This is a genomic window from Rhodophyticola sp. CCM32 (assembly GCF_004751985.1).
GTDB lineage: Bacteria > Pseudomonadota > Alphaproteobacteria > Rhodobacterales > Rhodobacteraceae > Rhodophyticola.
Genome location: NZ_CP038492.1, coordinates 2,010,513 through 2,032,317 on the forward strand (window position 1 = coordinate 2,010,513; position 21,805 = coordinate 2,032,317).

The 21,805-nt window shown below is 62.2% G+C and carries 15 protein-coding genes; 6 read left to right on the forward strand and 9 right to left on the reverse strand.

The features are described from left to right. Window positions 1-7: 7 nt before the first annotated feature. The gene (gene uvrA / locus E2K80_RS09770; RefSeq protein WP_135374844.1) at window positions 8-2,890 is read right to left on the reverse strand and encodes an excinuclease ABC subunit UvrA; all 2,883 of its coding nucleotides are present in this window, start codon (window positions 2,888-2,890) and stop codon (window positions 8-10) included. A 98-nt stretch (window positions 2,891-2,988) separates the two neighbouring features. Then, entirely contained in the window at window positions 2,989-4,149 is a 1,161-nt protein-coding gene (locus E2K80_RS09775) for an MFS transporter (protein ID WP_135374845.1), read from the reverse strand. Between the two features lie 174 nt (window positions 4,150-4,323). Here E2K80_RS09775 and E2K80_RS09780 point away from each other — a divergent pair, with 174 nt between their 5' ends. Continuing rightward, window positions 4,324-6,789: a vWA domain-containing protein gene (locus E2K80_RS09780; protein WP_168193154.1), complete on the forward strand. Its 2,466-nt coding sequence runs from the start codon at window positions 4,324-4,326 to the stop codon at window positions 6,787-6,789. 238 nt (window positions 6,790-7,027) lie between these two features. Here E2K80_RS09780 and lpdA read toward each other — a convergent pair whose 3' ends face one another. From lpdA to E2K80_RS09810, 6 genes are all read right to left on the reverse strand, one after another. Beyond that, the gene (gene lpdA, locus E2K80_RS09785; RefSeq protein ID WP_135374847.1) at window positions 7,028-8,425 is read right to left on the reverse strand and encodes a dihydrolipoyl dehydrogenase; all 1,398 of its coding nucleotides are present in this window, start codon (window positions 8,423-8,425) and stop codon (window positions 7,028-7,030) included. A 92-nt stretch (window positions 8,426-8,517) separates the two neighbouring features. Further along, window positions 8,518-9,384, reverse strand: a complete 867-nt coding sequence (locus E2K80_RS09790) for an alpha/beta hydrolase family protein (RefSeq protein WP_168193155.1) — start codon at window positions 9,382-9,384, stop codon at window positions 8,518-8,520. Between the two features lie 48 nt (window positions 9,385-9,432). Next, entirely contained in the window at window positions 9,433-10,014 is a 582-nt protein-coding gene (locus E2K80_RS09795; protein ID WP_135374849.1) for a DUF924 family protein, read from the reverse strand. 53 nt (window positions 10,015-10,067) lie between these two features. Further along, complete coding sequence (locus E2K80_RS09800; protein ID WP_135374850.1) at window positions 10,068-11,333, reverse strand: MFS transporter; 1,266 nt, start codon at window positions 11,331-11,333, stop codon at window positions 10,068-10,070. Between the two features lie 328 nt (window positions 11,334-11,661). Beyond that, window positions 11,662-12,717, reverse strand: coding sequence for a tRNA preQ1(34) S-adenosylmethionine ribosyltransferase-isomerase QueA (gene queA, locus E2K80_RS09805; RefSeq protein WP_135374851.1), 1,056 nt, complete (start codon window positions 12,715-12,717; stop codon window positions 11,662-11,664). Continuing rightward, window positions 12,714-15,923 (reverse strand): YhdP family protein, encoded by a 3,210-nt coding sequence (locus E2K80_RS09810; protein ID WP_135374852.1) that lies wholly within the window; start codon window positions 15,921-15,923, stop codon window positions 12,714-12,716. The genes queA and E2K80_RS09810 overlap by 4 nt, the downstream gene beginning before the upstream one ends. Before the next feature lie 196 nt (window positions 15,924-16,119). Between E2K80_RS09810 and E2K80_RS09815 the strand changes: the two genes are divergently transcribed. From E2K80_RS09815 to E2K80_RS09835, 5 genes are all read left to right on the forward strand, one after another. Then, window positions 16,120-16,581: a peroxiredoxin gene (locus E2K80_RS09815; protein WP_135374853.1), complete on the forward strand. Its 462-nt coding sequence runs from the start codon at window positions 16,120-16,122 to the stop codon at window positions 16,579-16,581. Window positions 16,582-16,595: 14 nt separating this feature from the next. Next, window positions 16,596-17,405, forward strand: coding sequence for a ferritin-like domain-containing protein (locus E2K80_RS09820; protein WP_135376556.1), 810 nt, complete (start codon window positions 16,596-16,598; stop codon window positions 17,403-17,405). A 179-nt stretch (window positions 17,406-17,584) separates the two neighbouring features. Continuing rightward, window positions 17,585-18,925, forward strand: coding sequence for a M23 family metallopeptidase (locus tag E2K80_RS09825; RefSeq protein ID WP_135374854.1), 1,341 nt, complete (start codon window positions 17,585-17,587; stop codon window positions 18,923-18,925). Further along, on the forward strand, window positions 18,915-19,484 hold the full coding sequence (locus tag E2K80_RS09830; protein ID WP_135374855.1) for a bactofilin family protein: 570 nt from the start codon (window positions 18,915-18,917) through the stop codon (window positions 19,482-19,484). Before E2K80_RS09825 ends, E2K80_RS09830 begins: the two co-directional genes overlap by 11 nt. 3 nt (window positions 19,485-19,487) lie before the next feature. After that, a complete protein-coding gene (locus tag E2K80_RS09835; RefSeq protein WP_238475480.1) occupies window positions 19,488-20,993 on the forward strand; it encodes an MFS transporter in 1,506 nt (501 codons plus the stop codon). Here E2K80_RS09835 and E2K80_RS09840 read toward each other — a convergent pair. Continuing rightward, entirely contained in the window at window positions 20,963-21,709 is a 747-nt protein-coding gene (locus tag E2K80_RS09840) for a DUF2189 domain-containing protein (RefSeq protein WP_238475481.1), read from the reverse strand. The genes E2K80_RS09835 and E2K80_RS09840 overlap by 31 nt on opposite strands. Between the last annotated feature and the right edge of the window lie 96 nt (window positions 21,710-21,805).

Here is a 21,805-nt window from a genome sequence, read left to right on the forward strand (position 1 = left end):
GCCCGGGTCACTCCGCCGCCAGGTTGCGTTTTTCCAACATCGGCTTGAGGTATCGCCCGGTATGGGATTGCGCGACATCCGCCACTTTCTCGGGCGGGCCCTCGGCCACGATCCGGCCACCGCCATCGCCCCCTTCCGGCCCGATATCAATGATATGATCGGCGGTCTTCACCACATCCAGATTATGTTCGATCACGATGACGGTGTTGCCCTGATCGACCAGTTCATGCAGCACTTCCAGCAGTTTTCGAACATCCTCGAAATGCAGACCGGTGGTCGGCTCATCCAGAATATAAAGCGTCCGCCCGGTGGAGCGTCTGGCCAGTTCCTTCGACAGTTTGACCCGCTGCGCTTCCCCGCCCGAAAGCGTCGTCGCCTGCTGACCCACCTTGATATAGCCCAGCCCCACACGCACCAGCGCATCCATTTTCTCACGGATTGACGGCACCGCCTTGAAGAACTCCTGCGCGTCTTCCACCGTCATATCCAGCACATCGGCGATGGATTTGCCCTTGAATTTGATCTCCAGCGTCTCGCGGTTATAACGCGCACCCTTGCAGGTTTCGCAGGTCACATAGACATCGGGCAGGAAATGCATCTCGATCTTGATGACCCCGTCGCCCTGGCAGGCCTCACACCGGCCGCCTTTGACATTGAAGCTGAACCGGCCCGGTTTATAGCCCCGCGCCTTGGCCTCGGGCAGGCCCGCGAACCAGTCGCGGATCGGGGTGAAGGCCCCGGTATAGGTGGCCGGGTTTGACCGCGGGGTGCGCCCGATGGGCCGCTGGTCGATATCAATCACCTTGTCCAGATGTTCCAGCCCCCTGATCGTCTCGCAGGGCGCGGGTGTCTGCCGGGCGCCGTTCAGCTTCATCGAGGCGGTCTTGAACAATGTCTCGATGGTCAGGGTGGATTTACCGCCCCCCGAAACACCGGTGACACAGACGAATTTCCCCAAGGGGAACCCAACCGTGACATTTTGCAGATTGTTGCCCGTGGCCTTGACCACGGTCACCTTTTTCCTGTTGCCCTTGCGGCGGCTGGCGGGCACGGCAATCTCGCGGCTGCCCGACAGGTATTGCCCGGTGATCGAGGCCGCATCCCCCATGATCTCCGCCGGGGTGCCCTGGCTGACGATCTGCCCGCCATGCACACCCGCACCGGGGCCGATATCAAAGACATAATCCGCCTCGCGGATCGCCTCTTCATCATGTTCCACCACGATCACCGTATTGCCCGCATCACGCAGGTTTTTCAGGGTGGTCAGCAGGCGGTCATTGTCGCGCTGATGCAGCCCGATCGAGGGCTCATCCAGCACATAAAGCACGCCTTGCAGGCCCGAGCCGATCTGGCTGGCCAGCCGGATACGCTGCGATTCCCCGCCTGAAAGCGTGCCTGCATTGCGGCTGAGCGTCAGGTATTCCAGCCCCACATTGTTCAGGAACCCAAGACGTTCGCGAATTTCCTTCAGGATCGGATGGGCAATCTCGTTCTTCTGTTTGGTCAGGCTGTCGGGCACGGTCGCGCACCATTCCGCCGCCTCGCGAATGCTCATCTGCACAACCTGACCCACATGCAGGCGTTTGTCCTGCCCGCCTTCGGCAGGACCGATCTTCACGGCCAGCGCTTCCGGGCGCAGGCGGAACCCGTCGCAGGCACCACAAGAGCGGTTGTTCTGATAGCGCTCAAACTCTTCACGAATCCAGGCCGAATCCGTCTCGCGATAGCGGCGTTCCATATTCGGGATCACGCCTTCGAAACTGCGGGTCACCTGATAGACACGGCCGCCCTCATCATAGCGGAACTTGATCTCCTCATCACCCGACCCGCGCAGAAACACGGTCTGAATCTCTTTTGGAATATCCTTCCACGGGGTTTTGGCGGCAAAGCCGTAATGATCCGCAATCGCCTGAATGGTTTGCAGAAAATAGGGGGATTTGCCCTTGCGCCAGGGCGCAAGCGCGCCGTCTTCCAGGGCCAGCGCGGCATCGGGCACCACCAGCCGTTCATCAAAGAACAGCTCGACACCCAGACCGTCACAGGACGGGCAGGCCCCGAAAGGCGCGTTGAACGAGAACAGGCGCGGCTCGATCTCGGGGATGGTGAAGCCCGAAACCGGGCAGGCGAAGTTTTCCGAGAAGGTGATGCGCTCCGGCTCCCCCTCCTGCGGGGCGGTTTCCAGCACCGCGATGCCATCGGCCAGATCCAGCGCGGTGCGGAAACTGTCGGCCAGCCGGGTTTCAACCCCGTCCCGCACAACGATCCTGTCCACCACCACATCAATGTCATGGCGGAATTTCTTGTCCAGACCTGGCGGCTCATCCAGCTCATAAAAGGCACCATCCACCTTGACCCGCTGAAACCCCTGCTTGCGCAGTTCCAGAAACTCCTTGCGGTATTCGCCTTTCCGGTCGCGGATGATCGGCGCCAGAAGATAGCCGCGTGTCCCGTCGTCCAGCGCCATCACACGATCAACCATATCCTGCACCTGCTGCGCCTCGATCGGCAGGCCGGTGGCCGGCGAATAGGGCGTGCCCACACGGGCAAAAAGCAGGCGCATATAGTCGTAGATTTCAGTGACCGTTCCCACGGTCGACCGGGGGTTCTTGCTGGTGGTCTTCTGTTCGATGGAAATCGCCGGGCTCAGCCCGCTGATATGGTCCACATCCGGTTTTTCCATCATGTCGAGGAATTGCCTTGCATAGGCGCTGAGCGATTCCACATAACGGCGCTGCCCCTCTGCATAGATGGTATCGAAGGCCAGCGAGGATTTGCCCGAGCCGGAGAGGCCGGTGATCACCACCAGCTCATCCCGCGGAATATCCACGTCGATGTTTTTGAGATTATGCTCGCGCGCGCCGCGCACCTCGATTTTCTTCAGCTCAGCCATGCAGGCCCCCGATTAACCATCGGTTCACACATAGGGGAGCGCGGCTGAGTCTCCAATGAAAATCTGCGAACGAAGCGAGAACATGCTGACACGCCCGGTCAGACCCGCGCCAGACGCCGGGTTATCCACAGCATGGCGACCAGACCGATAGCCATAATCGCCACAGTTGCGGCCACCAGCCCGGCCAGCCCCGCCGCCCCCATGGCCAGCGCAAACAGCGGACTGCCCGAGCTTGTGCCCACATTGCCAAGCTGCGCCAGAGCGCCATTGGCCTCGGCCTGGGTCACCGGATCATCGTTCAGCGCAGGGATCGCGGCAAACCCCGCACCGGGGGCAACACCGATACTGACAAAGCTGGCAAAAGCGACCCAGGGGCGCAGCAGATCGGGAACAAGGACCAGAAGGATCATCCCCGCAATCGTGGTGACAAAAGACAGTTTCAGGATCGTCAGGGGAGAGATATGGCGGGCCAGCCAGCCTGCCAGAAACGTCCCCGCCAGCGCGGTCAGCGGCAGGATACTGGCCACAAGCGACACCGGCAGATCGCCTGCCACGAAAGGCGCCAGAAAGGTCAGCAGCGCCACGAAAACCAGCGTATGCCAGAAAAACCCAAGCGCCGGGGCCAGGCGGCGCGGATCGCTGTAGATCGCGCGATGGGCTGCCAGAAAGCCGGGCCAGGGCGCGGGCGACGGCCCGATCCGCGCGACTTTGCGCCAGACCAGCGCGGCCAGCAGCCACAGGCACAGCCCGTGGATCATCCACATGCCCCCAAGCCCGCTGACGTCAATCAGCACCGGCAGGATCAGAGCGCTGAGCGCGAAGGAGACACCGAAGAAACTGGCCCAGAGCGCCATCACCAAGGGCTGATCCCGCAGGGTGCTGATGCGCACCATCAGAACCGGGGCGGCCACCACAATGGACAGATGCGCCAGACCTTCCAGCACCCGCAGACCGATCAGCACCGGAAAGGGCGGCAGCAGGCCCTGCAATACGGACAGGGCGCCGCCCGCCAGCAGTGCAGCCAGCAACACCGGGCGCGGCCCGAATCGGCCTGCCGCCATGCCTGCCACGGCGCCCAGAAAAATCCCCGCCACGCCGACCGAGGAGACCACCAGCGCCAATACCGGATCCGGCCGGGCATAGACCGCGCCAAGGCTCTCGAACGCAAGGGACACTTTGCCAAACTGGGCGGCGGCAAACAGGCCGATCCCCCAAAGCAGGAAAACCTGCGGCCAATCCGTTTTATCCCTCTGCACCATTCCAGCGGCATGACAGGGCAGCCAGATCGGGTCAAGCACCCGTCTGTGGCTTCACAAATGAAACCCATGGCCCTAGCCTCCGGCCCTATTGACGCATCTTCAGAGGTGCACCCCTGAATTTTGATATCAAATGCGGAGTTTCAAAAAATGCGTAGAGTTCTTGCCGCCATATTCATGTCTTTCTGGGCTATTTTGCCCGGGCACGCACAGGTGGATGAAACCCCTGCCGCTATTCTGGTTCTGGATGCCTCAGGCTCCATGTGGGGGCAGATTGACGGGATCAACAAGATCGTCATCGCCCGCGAGGTGATTGGCGAGATGCTGCAGGACCTGCCTGCCAGCCAGGCTCTGGGCCTGACGGTTTACGGCCATCGCACAAGGGGCGATTGTGCCGATATCGAAACGCTGATCGCCCCCGGCCTCGACACGCGCGATGCGATTGCAGAGGCCGTGAACACGATCAACCCGCGCGGGCGCACACCGATGACCGCCTCTGTGGCCGAAGCCGCGCGCGCCCTGCGCCATACGGAAAACGCCGCCACGGTGATCCTTGTTTCGGACGGGATCGAAACCTGCGAAGCTGACCCCTGCGCCATCGCGGCCGAACTGGAGGCCTCGGGCATCGCCTTTACCGCCCATGTGATCGGTTTTGACGTGGCCGACCCGGCCGCGCGGGCACAGATGCAATGTATCGCGGACAATACCGGCGGTGAATTCCTGACTGCCGATAATGCCGAGGAACTGGCCGAGGCCTTGGAACAGGTGGCCGTGGCCCCGCCGCCCGTCACCGCGCCGATCACCTTACGCGCGGTGGTGGCACCCGATATGTCCGCCCCGGTTTCAACGCTGGAATGGGCCCTGTTTGATGCCGATGGCGCCCCGGTGCTGACCGAGACGCAGGCCCCGACCGTTTCCGCCGACCTGCTGCCCGGCACCTACCGCGCCCGGGTTCTCCGCATGGCGCAGGGCACGGAGCATGAGGCAAGTTTCACCGTCGAGGAAGGCGTGGACCAGGTGGTGACCATCACCCTGCCCTTCATTCCGCCCCCCATGGTCGAGGTGACATTCACCGCCCGTATCGGTGGTGAAGCCGGCCCGATGATCACCGACCCGGTGCTGTGGGAGATCCGCCCGCTGCCCGAAAACGTGGACGAGACGGTCGAGGGCAATGAACTGACCTATGACATGGCCACCGGGGCCTATACCGCGACGGCCTATTGGACAGTGCAGGAGATGGAGCAGAGCGTCGATTTTGTCATCGTCGACCAGCCCCGCGAGATTGCGGTCGTCTTTCCCGAACCGCAATTGCAGGCAAGCATTATCGCACCGGTTGAGGCCGTCGCAGGTTCGACAATCGAGGTTGGCTGGACAGGACCGGATGAAGAGCTGGACTATATCGGGATCGGCCCGGTTGATGCCCGGCCCAGCGAGCTCTGGCGGAACTATACCTACACCCGGGACGGCAATCCGCTGGACCTGCTGGTGCCACCGGAACCCGGCGATTACCTGATCCAGTATTTCCGTGGCGAAAACCGCGAAAGCCTGGCCATGGCGCAGATCACGGTCACCCCCGTGGAGGTCACCCTGGTGGCGCCCGAGACCGGCATCGCAGGCGACACAGTTGAGGTTGGCTGGACCGGCCCGGATTATGAGAACGACTATATCGGCATCGGGCGGGCAGAGGCCGAGGGCGGCGATGCCTGGGAAAACTATACCTATACCCGTGAAGGCCGTCCGCTGGCCCTGCTGATGCCGACGGAACCCGGCGATTATCTGATCACCTATTTCATGGGGCAGGACCGAACACCGATTACCTCAATCCCGATTGAACTGAGCGATGTGCAGGTTGCCATAACAGCCCCTGCCGAGGCGATTGCCGGCGCAACGATCGAGGTTGGCTGGACCGGGCCGGATTATGAGAACGATTATATCGGCATCGGCCCGGTCGGGGCCAGTGGTGGCGATGCCTGGGAAAATTACACCTATACGCGCGATGGCAGCCCGCTGGAGCTTCTGGTTCCCTCAGAACCCGGGGCGTATATGATCAGCTATTTCCTTGGTCAGGATCGGGAGCTTCTGGCACAGGTGCCGATCACCTTGACCGAGGTCCAGGTTTCGATCACTGCGCCGGGTCAGGCCGTGGCGGGCTCGACCATCGAAGTGGGCTGGGCCGGGCCGGATTATGCAGATGATTATATCGGCATCGGACGCGCCGGATCATCCGGCGGGGATCAGTGGGAAAACTATGCCTACACGCGCGACGGCAATCCGCTGCAACTGCTGGTTCCGACAGAACCGGGGGAGTATCAGATCACCTATTTCCTTAACCAGGATCGCGCACCTCAGGCCTTTGCCACGCTGACGGTCACACCTGTCACCGCAACCCTGACGGCAGCGGAGAAAGCCCCGGCAGGCGGAACGATCGAGATCGGCTGGACCGGACCCGATTATCAGGATGATTACATCGGTATCGGACGTGCGGGCGCCGATGGTGGTGGGCAATGGCAAACCTATGCCTATACCCGCGAGGGCAATCCCCTGACGGTATCGGTGCCGGATGAGCCGGGGGCCTATGTGATCCGGTATTTCATGAGCCAGGACCGGAGAGACCTGGTCAGCCGGCCGCTGATCGTGGAGTAATCGGCAAACAAAAAGGGCAGTCCATCACGGGCTGCCCTTTCTTTATGGCGTTTGGCCTGAAATCTGTCATCACCTGTATCCAGCGCGCCGGACTGACATTCCGACGCACCCCATGTGTCATCCTTCCGCCCGGCGGCACCGCCGGGCAGCGCCCGAACCGCCCCCACGGGGCGGGCGATGCCCTCTGCGCAAAGCATATGTGGTACAGAACAAAACGATTTCACTCTACAAAACCGGATCAGATATGGATCACCCGGTCATAGGCATCCAGCACCGATTCATGCATCATTTCGCTGAGTGTCGGATGCGGGAAGACGGTTTCCATCAGATCTTCCTCGGTCGTTTCAAGCTGGCGGCCCACCACATAGCCCTGGATCAGCTCGGTCACTTCCGCGCCGACCATATGGGCGCCCAGCAATTCGCCGGTCTTGCCGTCGAACACGGTTTTCACCATCCCCTCGGCCTCCCCCAGGGCAATCGCCTTGCCATTGCCGATAAACGGGAACCGGCCGACCTTGACCTCATAGCCAAGCTCTTTCGCCTTCGCCTCGGAATAGCCGACACTGGCCACCTGCGGATGGCAATAGGTGCAGCCCGCGATGCTTTCCGGCTTGATCGGATGCACCTTGTTCCTGCCCGCGATCAGTTCGGCCACCATGACACCTTCATGACTGGCTTTATGCGCCAGCCAGGGCGCGCCCGCGATATCACCGATGGCATAAAGCCCGTCGACCCCGGTGCGGCAGAATTCATCGGTCACAACATGGGTCCGGTCGGTTTTGACGCCAAGCGCCTCCAGCCCCAGACCTTCGGTATTGCCGACGATGCCCACAGCCGAGATGACGGTGTCGAACGCCTGTTTCTCGACCTTGCCGCCGATCTCGATATGGGCGGTCACCTTATCCTTGGCCCGGTCCAACTGCTTGACCATCGCCTTCTGCAATATCTTCATCCCCTGCCGTTCAAAGCTTTTCTTGGCAAAGGCGCTTATCTCGGCATCTTCCACCGGCAGGATCCGGTCCATCACCTCGACCACGGTCGTTTCCGCGCCAAGCGTGTTGTAGAAACTGGCGAACTCGATCCCGATCGCGCCTGATCCGATCACCAGCAGCTTTTTCGGCATATGTTTCGGGGTCAGCGCGGCCTTGTAGGTCCAGACCCGGTCATCATCGGCCTCCAGCCCCGGCAGCTCACGGGCCCGCGCGCCGGTTGCCAGAATGATGGATTTTGCAGTCAGTTCCTCGCTGCCCTTGTCGGTCTTGACGCTGACCTTGCCCTTGGCCGGCAGCATCGCCTCACCCATGACCACGGTCACCTTGTTCTTCTTCATCAACCCGCCGACACCGGAATTCAGCTGCTTGGCCACATTGCGCGACCGTTTCACCACCGCATCCAGATCATAGCCGATATTGTCCGCCTTCAGCCCAAACTCCTTGGCCCGGTGCATCAGGTGAAACACTTCGGAAGACCGCAGCATCGCCTTGGTCGGGATACAGCCCCAGTTCAGGCAGATACCGCCCATATGTTCACGTTCCACGATGGCCACTTTCAGGCCCAGCTGGCTGGCCCGGATGGCCGCGACATAGCCCCCCGGTCCGGCCCCGATTACGATGACGTCAAAACTTCTGGCGGCCATGGGTGATCCTCCTGGCGGGTATTTTGTTCAGTATTAAACTATCTCCGTACCGGTCGCAATCGACCTGACGGATACAGCCATATTTTCAGGTCTCAAAGCCCGGCCAGCCAAGGGATGGTGACGGCGATCACCTGATCCAGCGTCTCGGGCCCGGTGAACACATTGAAGACGTGATCCATCTCCATCAGGTCCAGCCTGTCATCGGTATTGCTGCGGGCGTCCAGCACCCGCTGGCCCATGTCAGGCTGCGGAATAACCAGGTCATCTTCGGTGCCGACGATGACCAAGGCCGGGCCCGGATAGCGGCTGATCGCGCCCACCGGATCGCTTTCGGCAATCTCATGGAAGAAGGCGCCGTTCAATTCCATCTCGACACCCCAGGGCAGGCTGAACGACACAGGCACTGTCGGGGCGGCCTCCATGCCTGCGGCCATCACCTCGGGCCCGAACAGCCCGCCATAGGTGTCCAGCGGCGCGGTCACCGGGTTCAGCAGAACCACACCGTCCAGTTCCGGGCGGGCTTCGGCCAGAAAGGCGGCAACCAGCCCGCCCTGGCTCCACCCGATCACGGCAATTTCGCGGCCCTCGATCTCGGGGCGGGCCGCCATCCAGTCGATTGCGGCAATGGCATCTTCGATCTGGGTGGAAAAGGTCGTCTCTTCCCAGGGCATTTCCAGGCTGTCGCCCGAGCCACGGAAATCAATACGCAGACTGGGCATGCCTGCGGCCGTCAGGGCGCGGGCAAAACGGGTGAAGACAAAATCATCGGTGCCTTCGATCGCCAGTTCATCGCGGGTACCGGTAAACCCGTGCAACAGCAAAACCGCCGGGCCGGCCCCGTCAGCAGCCTGATAGGTGCCGATGACACTGTCGCGCGCGACCTCCAGACGGACATCTTCGGCCAGTCCAGGCCCTGCCATGACAAACCCCGCCATCACTGCACAACCCAACCTGATCATTCCCATCTCCCCCGTGATGCTGTCAGAAGGTCACAGGGTCCGGTCAGATCAGGCGGCCTTCAGATCAGCTATCACCTTGCCATAGCCGCCATCATCCATAAAGCGCTGTTCTTCGGCGGTCGTGCTGCGCCCCAAAGCCTTGTTGCGAAAGGGGAAGCGGCCGAATTTGCGGATGATCTCCCGATGCGCGCAGGCATGCAGCACGCTGTCCGCGCCGCCTTCCGGCATCCGTTCCTTCATCAGACGCACGCAATGATCCTGATCGGTCAGAAGCTCGGAATGGCAAAACGGCATATAGAAGAACTGTCTCTGCGGTTCCCCGATCCGCATGTCCCAACCCTGTTTGATGCTGTAGCAGGCCGCTGATTTGGCCCTTTGATCTGCCGAGAACGCTTTTCCCTGACCCCGGAACATATTGCGCGAAAACTGATCCAGCAGGATGATCAGCGCCAGCGCGCCGCGCGGGTTGCCCAGCCAGTCCGCCAAATCGCCGCGCGCGCCTTTGCTCCATAAATCCCCGAACCGGGTGGTGATCTGATCGTCCAGTGCCTGATCCTGCCTGTACCAATCTTCGGGGCTGCATTCGTCCAGCCAGAAGGCCAGCACATCCTCCGATGGGTGGGATATCATCGCTTTGCTCCTTTGCGATTTCTTATGCCTGTAGGGTCACCTTACATAGCAGATTACGGCTTGTCTTCTGCCTCTTCCTCTTCCTGCGCGGCCTCGATAAACGCCTCCTGCGCCCATTCCATCGCCACGGGCGACCCCGATGGCATGACCGGGGCATAGCTGCCGGTTTCCTCCCAGCCGGGGGCGGGCCGCACAGTGGCGCGATAGGCGGCATATATCGCCAGCCCGGCCATCAGAACCGCGAGATAGCCGAAATAGCCCGCAGGCCCCACCGCCCCCATGATCGCCCCCACAACCAGCGGCCCGAAAATCGCGCCGGTTCCGTTGATAAAGATCAACCGGCCACCGGCGGCCGCCATCTGATCATATTCCAGAAAGTCATTGGTATAGGCCACCAGCAGGGCATAAAGCGGGTTCGCCAGCCCGCCGAACAGGAAAGAGACCATCAGCAACAGCCAGAAGACATCGCCCCCCAGAACCGCCAGAACCGCCACCCCTGCGGCCAGCACACTGACCCCCAGGATCAACACCCGGCGATCCATACGATCCGAAACCCAGCCAATCGGGTATTGCAGGACCATGCCGCCGATATAGAAAGACGCCACGAAGATCGAAATCTGGCCCAGGCTCAACCCGGCCTCGGTGCCGTAAACCGCCGACATCCCGAACATCGCTGAATAGACCCCGCCCATGATAAAGATACCGGTACAGCCCAGGGGAGAAACCGAGAATATCTCGCGCAGGCCCATCGGTTTGGTGGTCTCGAATGCGGGCATCGGGGTGGCCGACAAGAGGATCGGCGCGAAGCTGAGCGAGACCAGAACCGACGGGACAATGAACAACGCGTAGCCCGACGGATCGCCCAGAACCAGCAGGCCCTGGGCCGACACAACGCCCAGCATCTGCACGATCATATAGATCGACAGCGCCTTGCCCCGTGTCTCATTGGTGGAGGCATTGTTCAGCCAGCTTTCGGCGGTCACATAAACGGCGGAAAAACAGAACCCGATGATCACCCGCAGCAAGGTCCAGCTGATCGGGTCGGTCAGCACCGGAAACAGGATCAAAGCCGCCGAGATCATCGAGCCAAGGGCCGCAAAGACCCGGATATGCCCGACCCTGCGGATCATGCCCGGCGCCCCGCTGGAGCCGCCCAGAAACCCCGCGAAATAGGCCGACATCACAATCGACATCTCAAGCGTCGAAAACCCCTCGATCGCGCCACGAACACCAAGAAGCGTGCCTTGCAGGCCGTTTCCGACCATCAGAAGCATCATGCCCAGCAGCAGGGCCCAGGAAGAGCGGAAGACATAAAGCATCAAGACGTCCCTAACCGATTGGTGTCAGCTATAGCGCCGGATTGCAATTCTTCACCACATATACATTGCGCAGAGGGCATCGCCCGAACCGAGGGGAGGGCGAGAAGCGCCCGCGCCCCTTGGGGCGGTACGGGCGCTGCCCGGCGGTCCCGCCGGGCGCAAGGATGGTGTGGGGTGGTTCAGAATTTCAGTCCGGTGCTTTAAGTGGTTTGCATTAAATCTTCATCGGAAACCACTGCTCCTCACCTTCGGCTCGAACGCGGTTTTCGATGAGATGCCTCATATAAAACGCAAACCGTTATGGGGCATCTGATTGCGTCAAGGTCTGTCACATCTGCGACGGAATCAGCAAAGAGGCGTCCCCGTACGAAAAAAACCGATATTCATGATCAATCGCATGGGCATAGATTTCCCTGATCCGGCCCGCCCCCATCAGGGCAGAGACCAGCATCATCAGCGTCGATTTCGGCAGATGGAAATTGGTCATCAAAGCATCGGCGATTTTGAACCTGTAGCCGGGATAGATAAAAATATCCGTATCCCCCTGCCAGGCGGCCAGTTGGCCATCCGCGCCCGCCGCCGTCTCAATCAGGCGCAGGGCAGTGGTGCCCACGGGAATGATCCGCCCGCCCGCGGCACGGGTCGCGGTGATATCGGCGGCGGCTTCGGCGCTGATCTCGCCCCATTCCGCATGCATCCGGTGGGTGGTGACATCCTCCACCGTGACCGGCAGAAAGGTGCCCGCCCCCACATGCAGGGTCACAAAGCTCATCGTGACGCCTTTGGCGCGCAGCCCCGCCAGCAACGGCTCGTCGAAATGCAGGCTGGCCGTGGGCGCCGCAACCGCGCCACTGCGCCGGGCCCAGATCGTCTGATAATCCTCGTGGTCCCGGGCATCCGCAGGCCGTTTGCCCGCGATATAAGGTGGCAGTGGCATCGCCCCCGCCGCATTCAGGGCCGCATCGAAATCCGGGCCAGTCAGGTTGAAACGCAGGCGCAGCCCGCCCTGCAACCCGGTGACTTCAGCCGACAGATCGCCCGAGAACACCACGGTTTCGCCGATTGCCAGTTTTCGCAGCGGCTTGGCCAGGGCCGACCAGCTGCCATTGGCCTGCGGCTCCAGCAGGGTCACCTCGACCCTGGCTTTCACCACCTCCTCGCCTGTGTCGCGCAACCGCAGCCCGGTCAGCCGCGCAGGGATCACCCTTGTGTCGTTCAGCACCAGCCGGTCGCCCGGACGCAGGATACCCGGCAGATCCGAGACTGTACGGTCCTGCGTCTTCGCCCCCTCGGCCAGCAGCAACCGGGCCGAAGACCGGGGCCGCGCAGGCCGGGTGGCAATCAGATGCTCAGGCAGGTCGAAATCAAAATCACTCAGCTTCACTGGCTCAGCTCCGGTGGCGGGCGGCGGAAGATCTCGCGAAAGATGCCGGGGGTCAGGATGGACAGCGGGTTCACGGTAACCCGGGTATTTTCGGGCGTGCCGGTCAACCGGTAGCTGAAACCGAACAACCCCTCGCGGCGGGGCGCAAACAATGCCCCCAACACACCGTTCACCACATAAAACGGCGAGACAACACCCTGCATGTCAAACTGCCGGTTGGCGATATCGTAAACCCCATCCATAGAGATGCCCATGGAAGGTCCGACAGCGGTGCCCCGGTCAATGACAATCGCGCGCGGTGACAGGCGGAACCGGGCCTCGACCTCGCCCAGATTGATGCCCGTGCCGCCAAGCTGTTCCAGAAGACCCACCACCGAGATTATGTTCAGCAGTTCGGCCATGGCGGGCGCATTGCGCAGACGCGGGCCAGAAAGTGTCACTTGCCCGTCATAAGACCCGGTCTGCCCCGTGGGCTGCATCACCAGTTCCATATCGCCGCCATAGGCGTTTTCATAAAGCCCCGCCGCGCGCAGAACCGCGCCGCCATTATCGGATCGTATCCGAACCGCCACGCCATTGGCGGTTGTGACCAGGGTTCCGCTGATCGGAACCGCATCATTCACATCGCCCTGAAACTGGCCCGAAAGCCCGCCGGTCGTGGTCATATCCGCAGTGACCGATCGCAGCGCCAGCCCTTCGGCGATCTGCACCCGGTCCAGGCGCACACTGAACGGCCCGCTACCGGCGCCCGATCTCCCCGCCCCGCCCAAAGAAGGGGCCTGCCGCAGATCAAAGCTGCCGCCGGTGATCTCGACCGAGGGCGCACGGCCCGCGCCACGCCCCACCAGCGCCCCGGTCACATCCAGCCAGTTGCCCAGGCGAAACCGGGTTGCGGTCAGCCGATCAAGCCCGCCGCTGTCGCGCAGACTGACAGACCCTTGCAGATCAAGCCCGGCCACGGCCAGTTCAAGGGAGGTCACACCGGGGGTCGCGCCCAGCCGGACAGTTGCCGCCAAACGCCCGGTTTGTCCCTGTGATGCGCTCCATGACAGCGGTGCAAGACGCAGGCCCAGACCAGACAGATCCGAGGTCAGAACCAGATCGGGGGGGCTGTCACCCGCCCCCAGATCAAGCACAAAATCTGCCCCGGCAGAACCGGTCACAAACCCGTCGGGCAAGACGACCCCAAAAGCGTCCAGGGTCGCTGCGGACAGAACACCGGTCCCTTCCAGTCGACTGCGGCCATCAGCATCGGGACCCAGGGCACGGCTCCATCTGCCCGTGGCCGTAACCCCGTCCAGATCTGCGCGTCCGCTGATGGACACACGGTCAGGTACAACCTCCACCTGCAGGGTGTCCGCGCTCAACACACGGCCCTCGATCAGGCTTTCGGACCGGACATCGGTCAGTTGCCCGGTCACATCAAATGCCAGCGCCTCGAACGGCACTTGATTGCGCAATGGCAGATCTAACTGCCCATGCAGTGCCGCCTGACCCGTTGCCAGACTCTCTGCCGACAGGGCCCCGCCGGCAAACAGGTTCACCGGCGGCAGTTCCAGCAGGTCAAGCACATCAGGCAACGCGCCAGCCACGCGCAGATCAAACCGGGTGTCGGGCCCGCGCGGGCGCACATCCTCGATCACCATGGTGGAACCTGCCAGTTCAACCGCACCGCCAAGCGGCGAGGTCACCTGCCCCGCGCTCAGCGACATCACAAATCGCGGCCCGGTCAGCGAGACATACCCCCGCGCGCCTTCAATCGGCGGCATGTGACGCAGGGCGCGCAGGGTCGTGTCGTCGAAATCCAGCCGCAGCATATGGGTGGGAACGCCATCCACCGCCTGTCGAAATGCGAAAGAGACATTGCGCAGGGTGCCAGCAATCAGGTTTGTCTCCAGCCAGCGGCGGGTATTGGGAACACTTTCGGTCGGCCAGTAGGGCAGAACATCGGCGGCCGCGATCTCGGGGATGGACGCATCAATCCGGGTGTTGAGCCCCTCCGGCCCAGCCATGATCTCTCCATGGGCCATAACCTGCAAAGGGCCGTTGAACAGCACGACCTGCCCCAGTTCCAGCCGTATGAAAGGCTGCAACGACAGGCGCATATCCATCGCCCCGCCCTCGATCTGAAGCGGGGCCTCGAACATGGCATCGGGCGCGGCCTCGATCCCGGTGAACTGGAACTGGCCCACATAGCTGGTGCCGTCAGGCATCAGATCCGCATGGCCCGTTGCGTTGAATTTCAGTGCCGGAGCATCCACGTTCAAGGCCGAGAACGCCAACCGCCCGGCCTGCGCATCATACTCGAAATAAGCGCTCAGCGACATGAAGGGGATCGGGTCAATACCTTCGCCCAGATTGATCTGCCCCTGACCGATATCCAGCGCCCCGCTCAGATCGCCAATCGTGCCATCATCGGTGAGACGCGTGGTCAAGGCGCCTGAAATCGGTGCGCGCATCAGGTCAAGCCAGGCCAGTGCGGGGGTAATTGCGGCCACATCACGGGCACCCATATTCTGGAACTGCACCCGCATATCCGTATGGCCCAGATCAGGGTTCCGAGACACCGCCAGAGACAGTTCCGCGTCGCGGGACCCTTCCACCTGCCCGCCCATGATCAGGGTCAAAGCCGTGCCTTTGCGTTCCAGACGCAGATTGGCATTATGGGCGCGTATCACCCGGCCGGTCATCTCGTCATCCAGCACCAGTTCCAGTCCATGGCCCTGGATTTCCTGCAGATCATCGAAAATCGGCTGTGCGAACATCCGGTCGATCCGGGCAAGCGTTTCGGTCAGGTCACCGGCTTCGGCCGCGCCGGCGTCGCCAAGCGCGAGATCAAGCCGCCCCTGCGCATCCCGCCCGATCCGCATGCCCGCCCCGCTCACCTCGGCGCGGTAGGGCCGCAAATCCCCCCGCAGAAGCGCGCGCCCGTTTATATCCACCGTCACGTCCGGGAACCGCGCCCGCAGCACGTCACCCTCCCACATGACCACATCGCTTAGCACAATATGCGGGGTCACACCGCCATCGCGCAGCGCCAGGCCGATGTCACCGACCTGAATCTGGTTGGCCGCCATCGCCTGATCCAACCGCGCCTCGATCCGCGACTGCACCCAGTCGGGCAGGCGCAGAACCCTGTCCATCGCCATCCAGATCAGTGCCATCACCATGATGACGGGAATCAGTATCAGAAGGCTCGACACCACACTGCACAGCCATAAAACCCGGCGCCGCAAGCGGCGCGGTGGTTTTTCGGGGCGTCCTGGGGCTGCTCTGCCATTTTTGGCCTGTTCAGGGGGCGGTAGCGGGCGCATCAATCTTGGGCTTTATCTTCGCCGCAAATCCCCTAGCTTGCAAACCAAACTCAGGTCTTCCGCCTGTCACATTTCAATGAGGTTCCCCATGCCCGATATCGGTTCCCCCGCCCCGGATTTCACCCTGCCCCGTGACGGGGGTGGCGAGATCACGCTTTCCGGCCTGCAACCGGCCCCTGTGATTTTGTATTTCTACCCACGGGATGACACGCCCGGCTGCACCAAAGAGGCGATTGCCTTCACCGGTCTGGCAGCAGAATTCAAGGCTGCGGGCGCCACCATTCTTGGCATCTCGAAAGACACGGTTGCCAAACATGACAAATTCATCGCCAAACATGAGCTTGGGATCGCGCTGGTCTCGGACGCCGAAGGCGATGTGTGTGAACGCTATGGCACCTGGGTCGAGAAGAGCATGTATGGTAAGACATATATGGGAATTGAACGCGCAACCTTTCTGATTGGCGGCGATGGCACAATTGCGCAGATCTGGCGCAAGGTGAAAGTGCCCGGCCATGCCGAGGCGGTGCTGGAGGCGGTGCGCGCGCTGTGATCCCCCTTGCCGAAATGGCCGTTGCGGTGCTGGAAACCGCAGATGCCCGCGCCAAATGCGCGCTGTCGCGGGATTTTGCGGCAAAGTGGAAAGCCGCACGCGCCGACGGGGCCACCCCGATCCCTTTGGGCCGCGCCGCGCCGCCCGACCGCCCGGCGCGGCCCCCGCAGCCCCCGCTTCTGGACCCCCGCGATGTGCCCCGCCGCAAACCCGGGACCGAGGCCGGCAGAACCGCCATCCTGCATGCGGTCGCCCATATCGAACTGAACGCGGTGGACCTGCATTGGGACATCATCGCGCGGTTTGCGGATCTGCCGATGCCCATGGGATATTATGATGACTGGGTGCAGGCCGCCGATGAGGAATCCAAGCATTTCAACCTGATCGCCGATTGTCTGGAAGAGATGGGCAGTTTTTACGGTGCCCTGCCCGCCCATGCGGGCATGTGGCGCGCCGCGGAAGATACGGCCAATGACATCATGGGGCGTCTTGCCGTTGTGCCGATGGTGCTGGAGGCACGTGGTCTGGACGTTACCCCGAACATGATCGAGGTCTTTCGCCGGGCCGGCGGCGCCCCTGGCGCGGCCCGGGCTGTCGCCGCGATGGAGGTGATTTATGCAGAAGAAGTCCACCATGTGGCCTATGGTTCGAAATGGTTTCACTTCCTGTGCGGGCGCGAAAACATTGATCCCAAACCGGCCTTCCACGATCTGGTGCGGCGCTATTTCCACGGTGCGCTGAAGCCGCCCTTTAACGAGGAAAAACGTGCCGAAGCGGGAATCCCACCTGATTTTTACTGGCCTCTGTCGGAAAAATCGGGGTGATCACAACCGATCTTTCGGCGGTTTTTTGCTCAAACATAAGGCATGATGGCGTCTTTTGGCCATATTAACACATAAAAGATTGAGGCAAAATCCTCTATCGCTTATGCCGTTCCGGTGGCCAGCTTTCGCATAGGGGATGATGCATTGAGACGGGCCGAGAAGATAATGGGGCTAAATACGTGATAGCACGGTTACTGAACCGCTTAAACGCGGCTTTGGGAAAACACCTTCCTGAGCAGCGATTGTTTCTGAAGTCTGACGCGGGGATGCGGTTTATCCGCCTGCGCCCGGGGACACAGGCCCTGATGATCACCGGTGGCGCGGTGTTTGTCGGCTGGACCGCGATTGTCACCTCGATCTTCCTGATCGACACGATCAGCGCAGGCGAGGCCCGCGAACAGGTCGCGCGCGCCCAGATGACCTATCAGATCCGGCTCAATGACATGTCGGATGAACGCGACGCCCGTGCCTCCGAGGCCAGGCTGGCGCAGGACCGTTTCACCATCGCCATGGATCAGGTCTCGGAAATGCAGTCACGCCTGCTGGCTTCCGAGGAACGGCGCCGCGAAATGGAAGTCGCCGTCGATGTGATCCAGACCACCCTGCGTCGCACGATGACCGAGAGGGACGAGGCCCGGGGTCGCGCCGATCAGCTTATGGCGGATATTCAGGCCGAAACCGGCACCATCCAGACGGCCGCAGGCCATCAGCGTGATATGGAACTGACGCTGGCCTTTCTGGCCGATGCGCTGGAAGACACCGCCGTTGAACGTGACGACGCGCATCAGGATATGGAGGTCGCCCATGCAGAGGTCGACCGGCTGGAGTTCGAGGCCGAACTGGCCGCAGAGCGCGGCGAGCGTATTTTCACCCAGATAGAGGATGCGGTGGCGATGTCGCTGGAACCGCTGGATACGATGTTCCGCAGCGCGGGCATGCCCACCGATCAGATCATCGAACAGGTCCGCCGGGGCTATTCCGGCCAGGGCGGCCCGCTGATGCCGATCACCATGTCGACCCGCGGGCAGGCCCCCGACGAAATCTCGCTGCGGGCCAATGAGGTTCTGGAAGGCCTGGATCAGGTGAACCTCTACCGCCTCGCCGCAGAACAACTGCCCTTTTCGATGCCGGTCGGTTCTTCTGCCCGCTACACTTCGGGGTTTGGCTATCGCCCTGACCCGTTCCATGGCGGTCAGCGACTTCATGCCGGTAGCGATTTTGCCGGTCCCGTCGGCACGCCGCTTTATGCCACAGGCGATGGCGTGGTCACATTTTCTGGCCGTCAGAGCGGTTATGGGCTGCTGGTCAAGATCCGGCATCCCTTTGGACTCGAGACCCGATACGCCCATATGTCGCGCATCCGGGTGTCCGAAGGTCAAAGGGTCTCGCGCGGGGAACAGATCGGTGATATGGGAAGAACGGGCCGCGTAACCGGGTCGCATGTCCACTATGAAGTGCGCCAAGACGGCACCCCCGTAGATCCGATGAACTTTATCACGGCAGGAAGAAATGTTTTCTAAATCCAAAATCAATGACCCCGCCCCGAAACAAGATGGCAGCCCCGCTGCCAACACGGTGACCAGTACACCGGTAGAGCGTCCGGCGATGCCTGTTGGCGCGCCCGCCGCTTCTGCGCCCAAGGCCAAACCGCCCGCCTCGACGCTCAGCGCGGATCTGACCGTTGTGGGCAATCTGCGCACATCCGGCGACATCCAGGTCGAGGGCCATGTGCAGGGCGACATCCGTGCCCATCTTCTGACCGTGGGCGAAAGTGCCACGATCGAGGGGGAGGTTGTTGCCGATGACGTGGTTGTCACCGGTCGCATTGTCGGGCGGGTCCGGGGCCTGAAGGTCCGTCTGACCTCGACCGCGCGGGTCGAGGGGGACATCATCCATAAGACTATCGCCATCGAATCGGGCGCCCATTTCGAAGGTTCGGTCCAGCGTCAGGAAGACCCGCTGGCCACCGCCGGTCAGCAGGGCAAAAAGGCCGCACCGGTCACCAAACCTGCTGCGGCTGCCCCTGCCCCGGCGGCAGCCATGCCCAAAGCCCAGACTGCCGCAGACGGCAAAGCCTGATCCTTGGCGATAAAACCCGCGCCCGAAACGGCAAGGGACCCAAAACAAAAGCCGGGCCACGCGTCCGGCTTTTGCGCGCCCGGGGCAAGGCGGTTCATTCTGATCGCGGCGATTCTGGCCTCGGCCCTTGGCTTTATCGACGGCACCCTTGTGGCCATCGCCCTGCCCGCCATGCGCGACGGGCTGGAGGCCACGCTGGTTCAGGCCCAGTGGATCAATAATGGTTATCTGCTGCCGCTTTCGGCCCTGATCCTTCTGGGCGGCGCGGTGGGGGACAGGTACGGGCTGGCCCGGGTCTTCGCCATCGGCATTGCCGGGTTTGTCCTTGCCTCGCTGGCCTGCGCCATCGCACCGACACCCGAAACCCTGATTGCCGCCCGCATCGTTCAGGGCATCGGTGCCGCAATCATGACCCCGGGCAGCCTGGCCCTGATCGCCCGGGCCTATCCGGCTGAGGAGCGGGGCCGTGCCATCGGCATATGGGCCGCAGCCTCGGCGCTGACAACCGCCCTTGGGCCCATCCTCGGCGGGCTCGCGCTCAGCTTTGGCGGGCCCGAAACCTGGCGGCTGCTGTTTGCGATCAACCTGCCCTTGGGGGGTCTGGCGCTCTGGATGATCCTGAGCCGGGTCACCGCAGACCTCGCCCGCCCCGATCACCCGCTGGACCTGCCGGGTGCGGCGCTGATCACCGGCGCGCTTGGCCTCATCGCCCTGGGCCTCACTGGTGCCACCGAAGGCCATGCCGTCAATTGGGCCCCGGCGCTCGCAGGTGGAATGCTCTTCATCGCCTTTCTGGCAACCGAGGCGCGCAGCCGCCAGCCGATGATCCCGCTTGATCTGTTCCGCAATGCCGGTTTCGCCGCCGCAAATGCGGTGACGCTGCTGGTCTATTTCGCCATCTCGACGGTGCTGTTCTTCCTGCCGATGACGCTCATCGCCGGATGGGGCCTGCCCGAGATCACCGCAGCCGCCGCCTTCGCGCCGCTGTCGGTCTTCATTCCGCTTCTGTCCACAAGGGCGGGCAAATGGGCAGATACCTACGGTCCCGGCCCGCTGATTGCCCTTGGCAGCGGGCTGATCGCGCTGGCCTTCATCGGCCTTGCCCTCACCACTCAATTGCAGGATTTCTGGAACCGCACCCTGCCCTGCACCGCATTGATGGGCCTGGGCATGGCGCTGGTTGTGGCCCCCCTTTCCACGGCGATCATGGGCGGCGCCCCCGAAACCCGGTCCGGCACCGCATCAGGCATCAACAATGCGGTCAGCCGGGTCGCCGGGCTGGTCGCGGTTGCGGTGATGGGCACGCTGGCCGGATCACTTTATGCCAGCCATGGCGGCAGCGACAGTTTCGGCGCACTTTCGGATACGCAAGGCCATGGGGCGGCAATGAACGCGGCCTTCGCCAGCCTGTGCTGGGTCACCGCCGCGCTCAGCGCGGGTGGTGCCGCGCTTGCCTGGGCTTTCATCCGCAAACCGGATCAATCCAGCGGGGTCAGCGCCCGGCGATAGATATGCCAGGAGGCATGCCCCAGAACCGGCAACACCAGAAACAGCCCCAGCAGAAAGGGCAGCATCCCAAGAAAGGTCAGCCCGGCGATGATCAGCCCCCAAAATATCATCACGCCCGGGTTCCGCCGCACCACCGCAAAACTGGTCAGCATCGCGGTCACGAAATCCAACTCCTTGTCCAGCAAAAGCGGCAGCGCAATCACCGTCAGCGAAAACAGCACCAGGGCAAAACCCGCGCCTGCCAGTGTGCCCACAAACAGCATCAACAGCCCCTCGGGCGCCAGCAGATAGGCATAGGAGGATGTGACATTGGTCAGCGCCGAAGGCCCCAGAAACAGCGCGAACAACATATGCGCAAAGAAGGACCAGAACAGAAAATATACGATGATCACCCAGGATATCGACGGCAATTGCCGGTCTTTCTGCCGCCAGATCACCCCGAAAATATCATTGCGCCGCCAGCCCTCGCCAATCTCCAGCCGGCGGGAGACCTTATACAACCCCACCGCCAGAAACGGCCCGAGCAGCGGAAAGCCAAGGGTGATCGGGATCGCATACCAGATCTGATCGGTCACGAAGAGAAACAGATAGATCAGCCAGCCGCCCACCACATAGATATGGGCAAAAAACAGCCCCATGAACGGCGCCCGAAGATAGTCGCGCAGCCCCTGCTTCAGCGCATAAAGCACCCTGCCTGAAACTTGAATCACAAACACCCTGCCACGCTTCGCGTTCCCGGGACATTTGTGATGCGCGATGTCTCAGGTTTAAGGCAGCATGCTGTAGGCCAGATCCCCCGGACCCAACCGGTT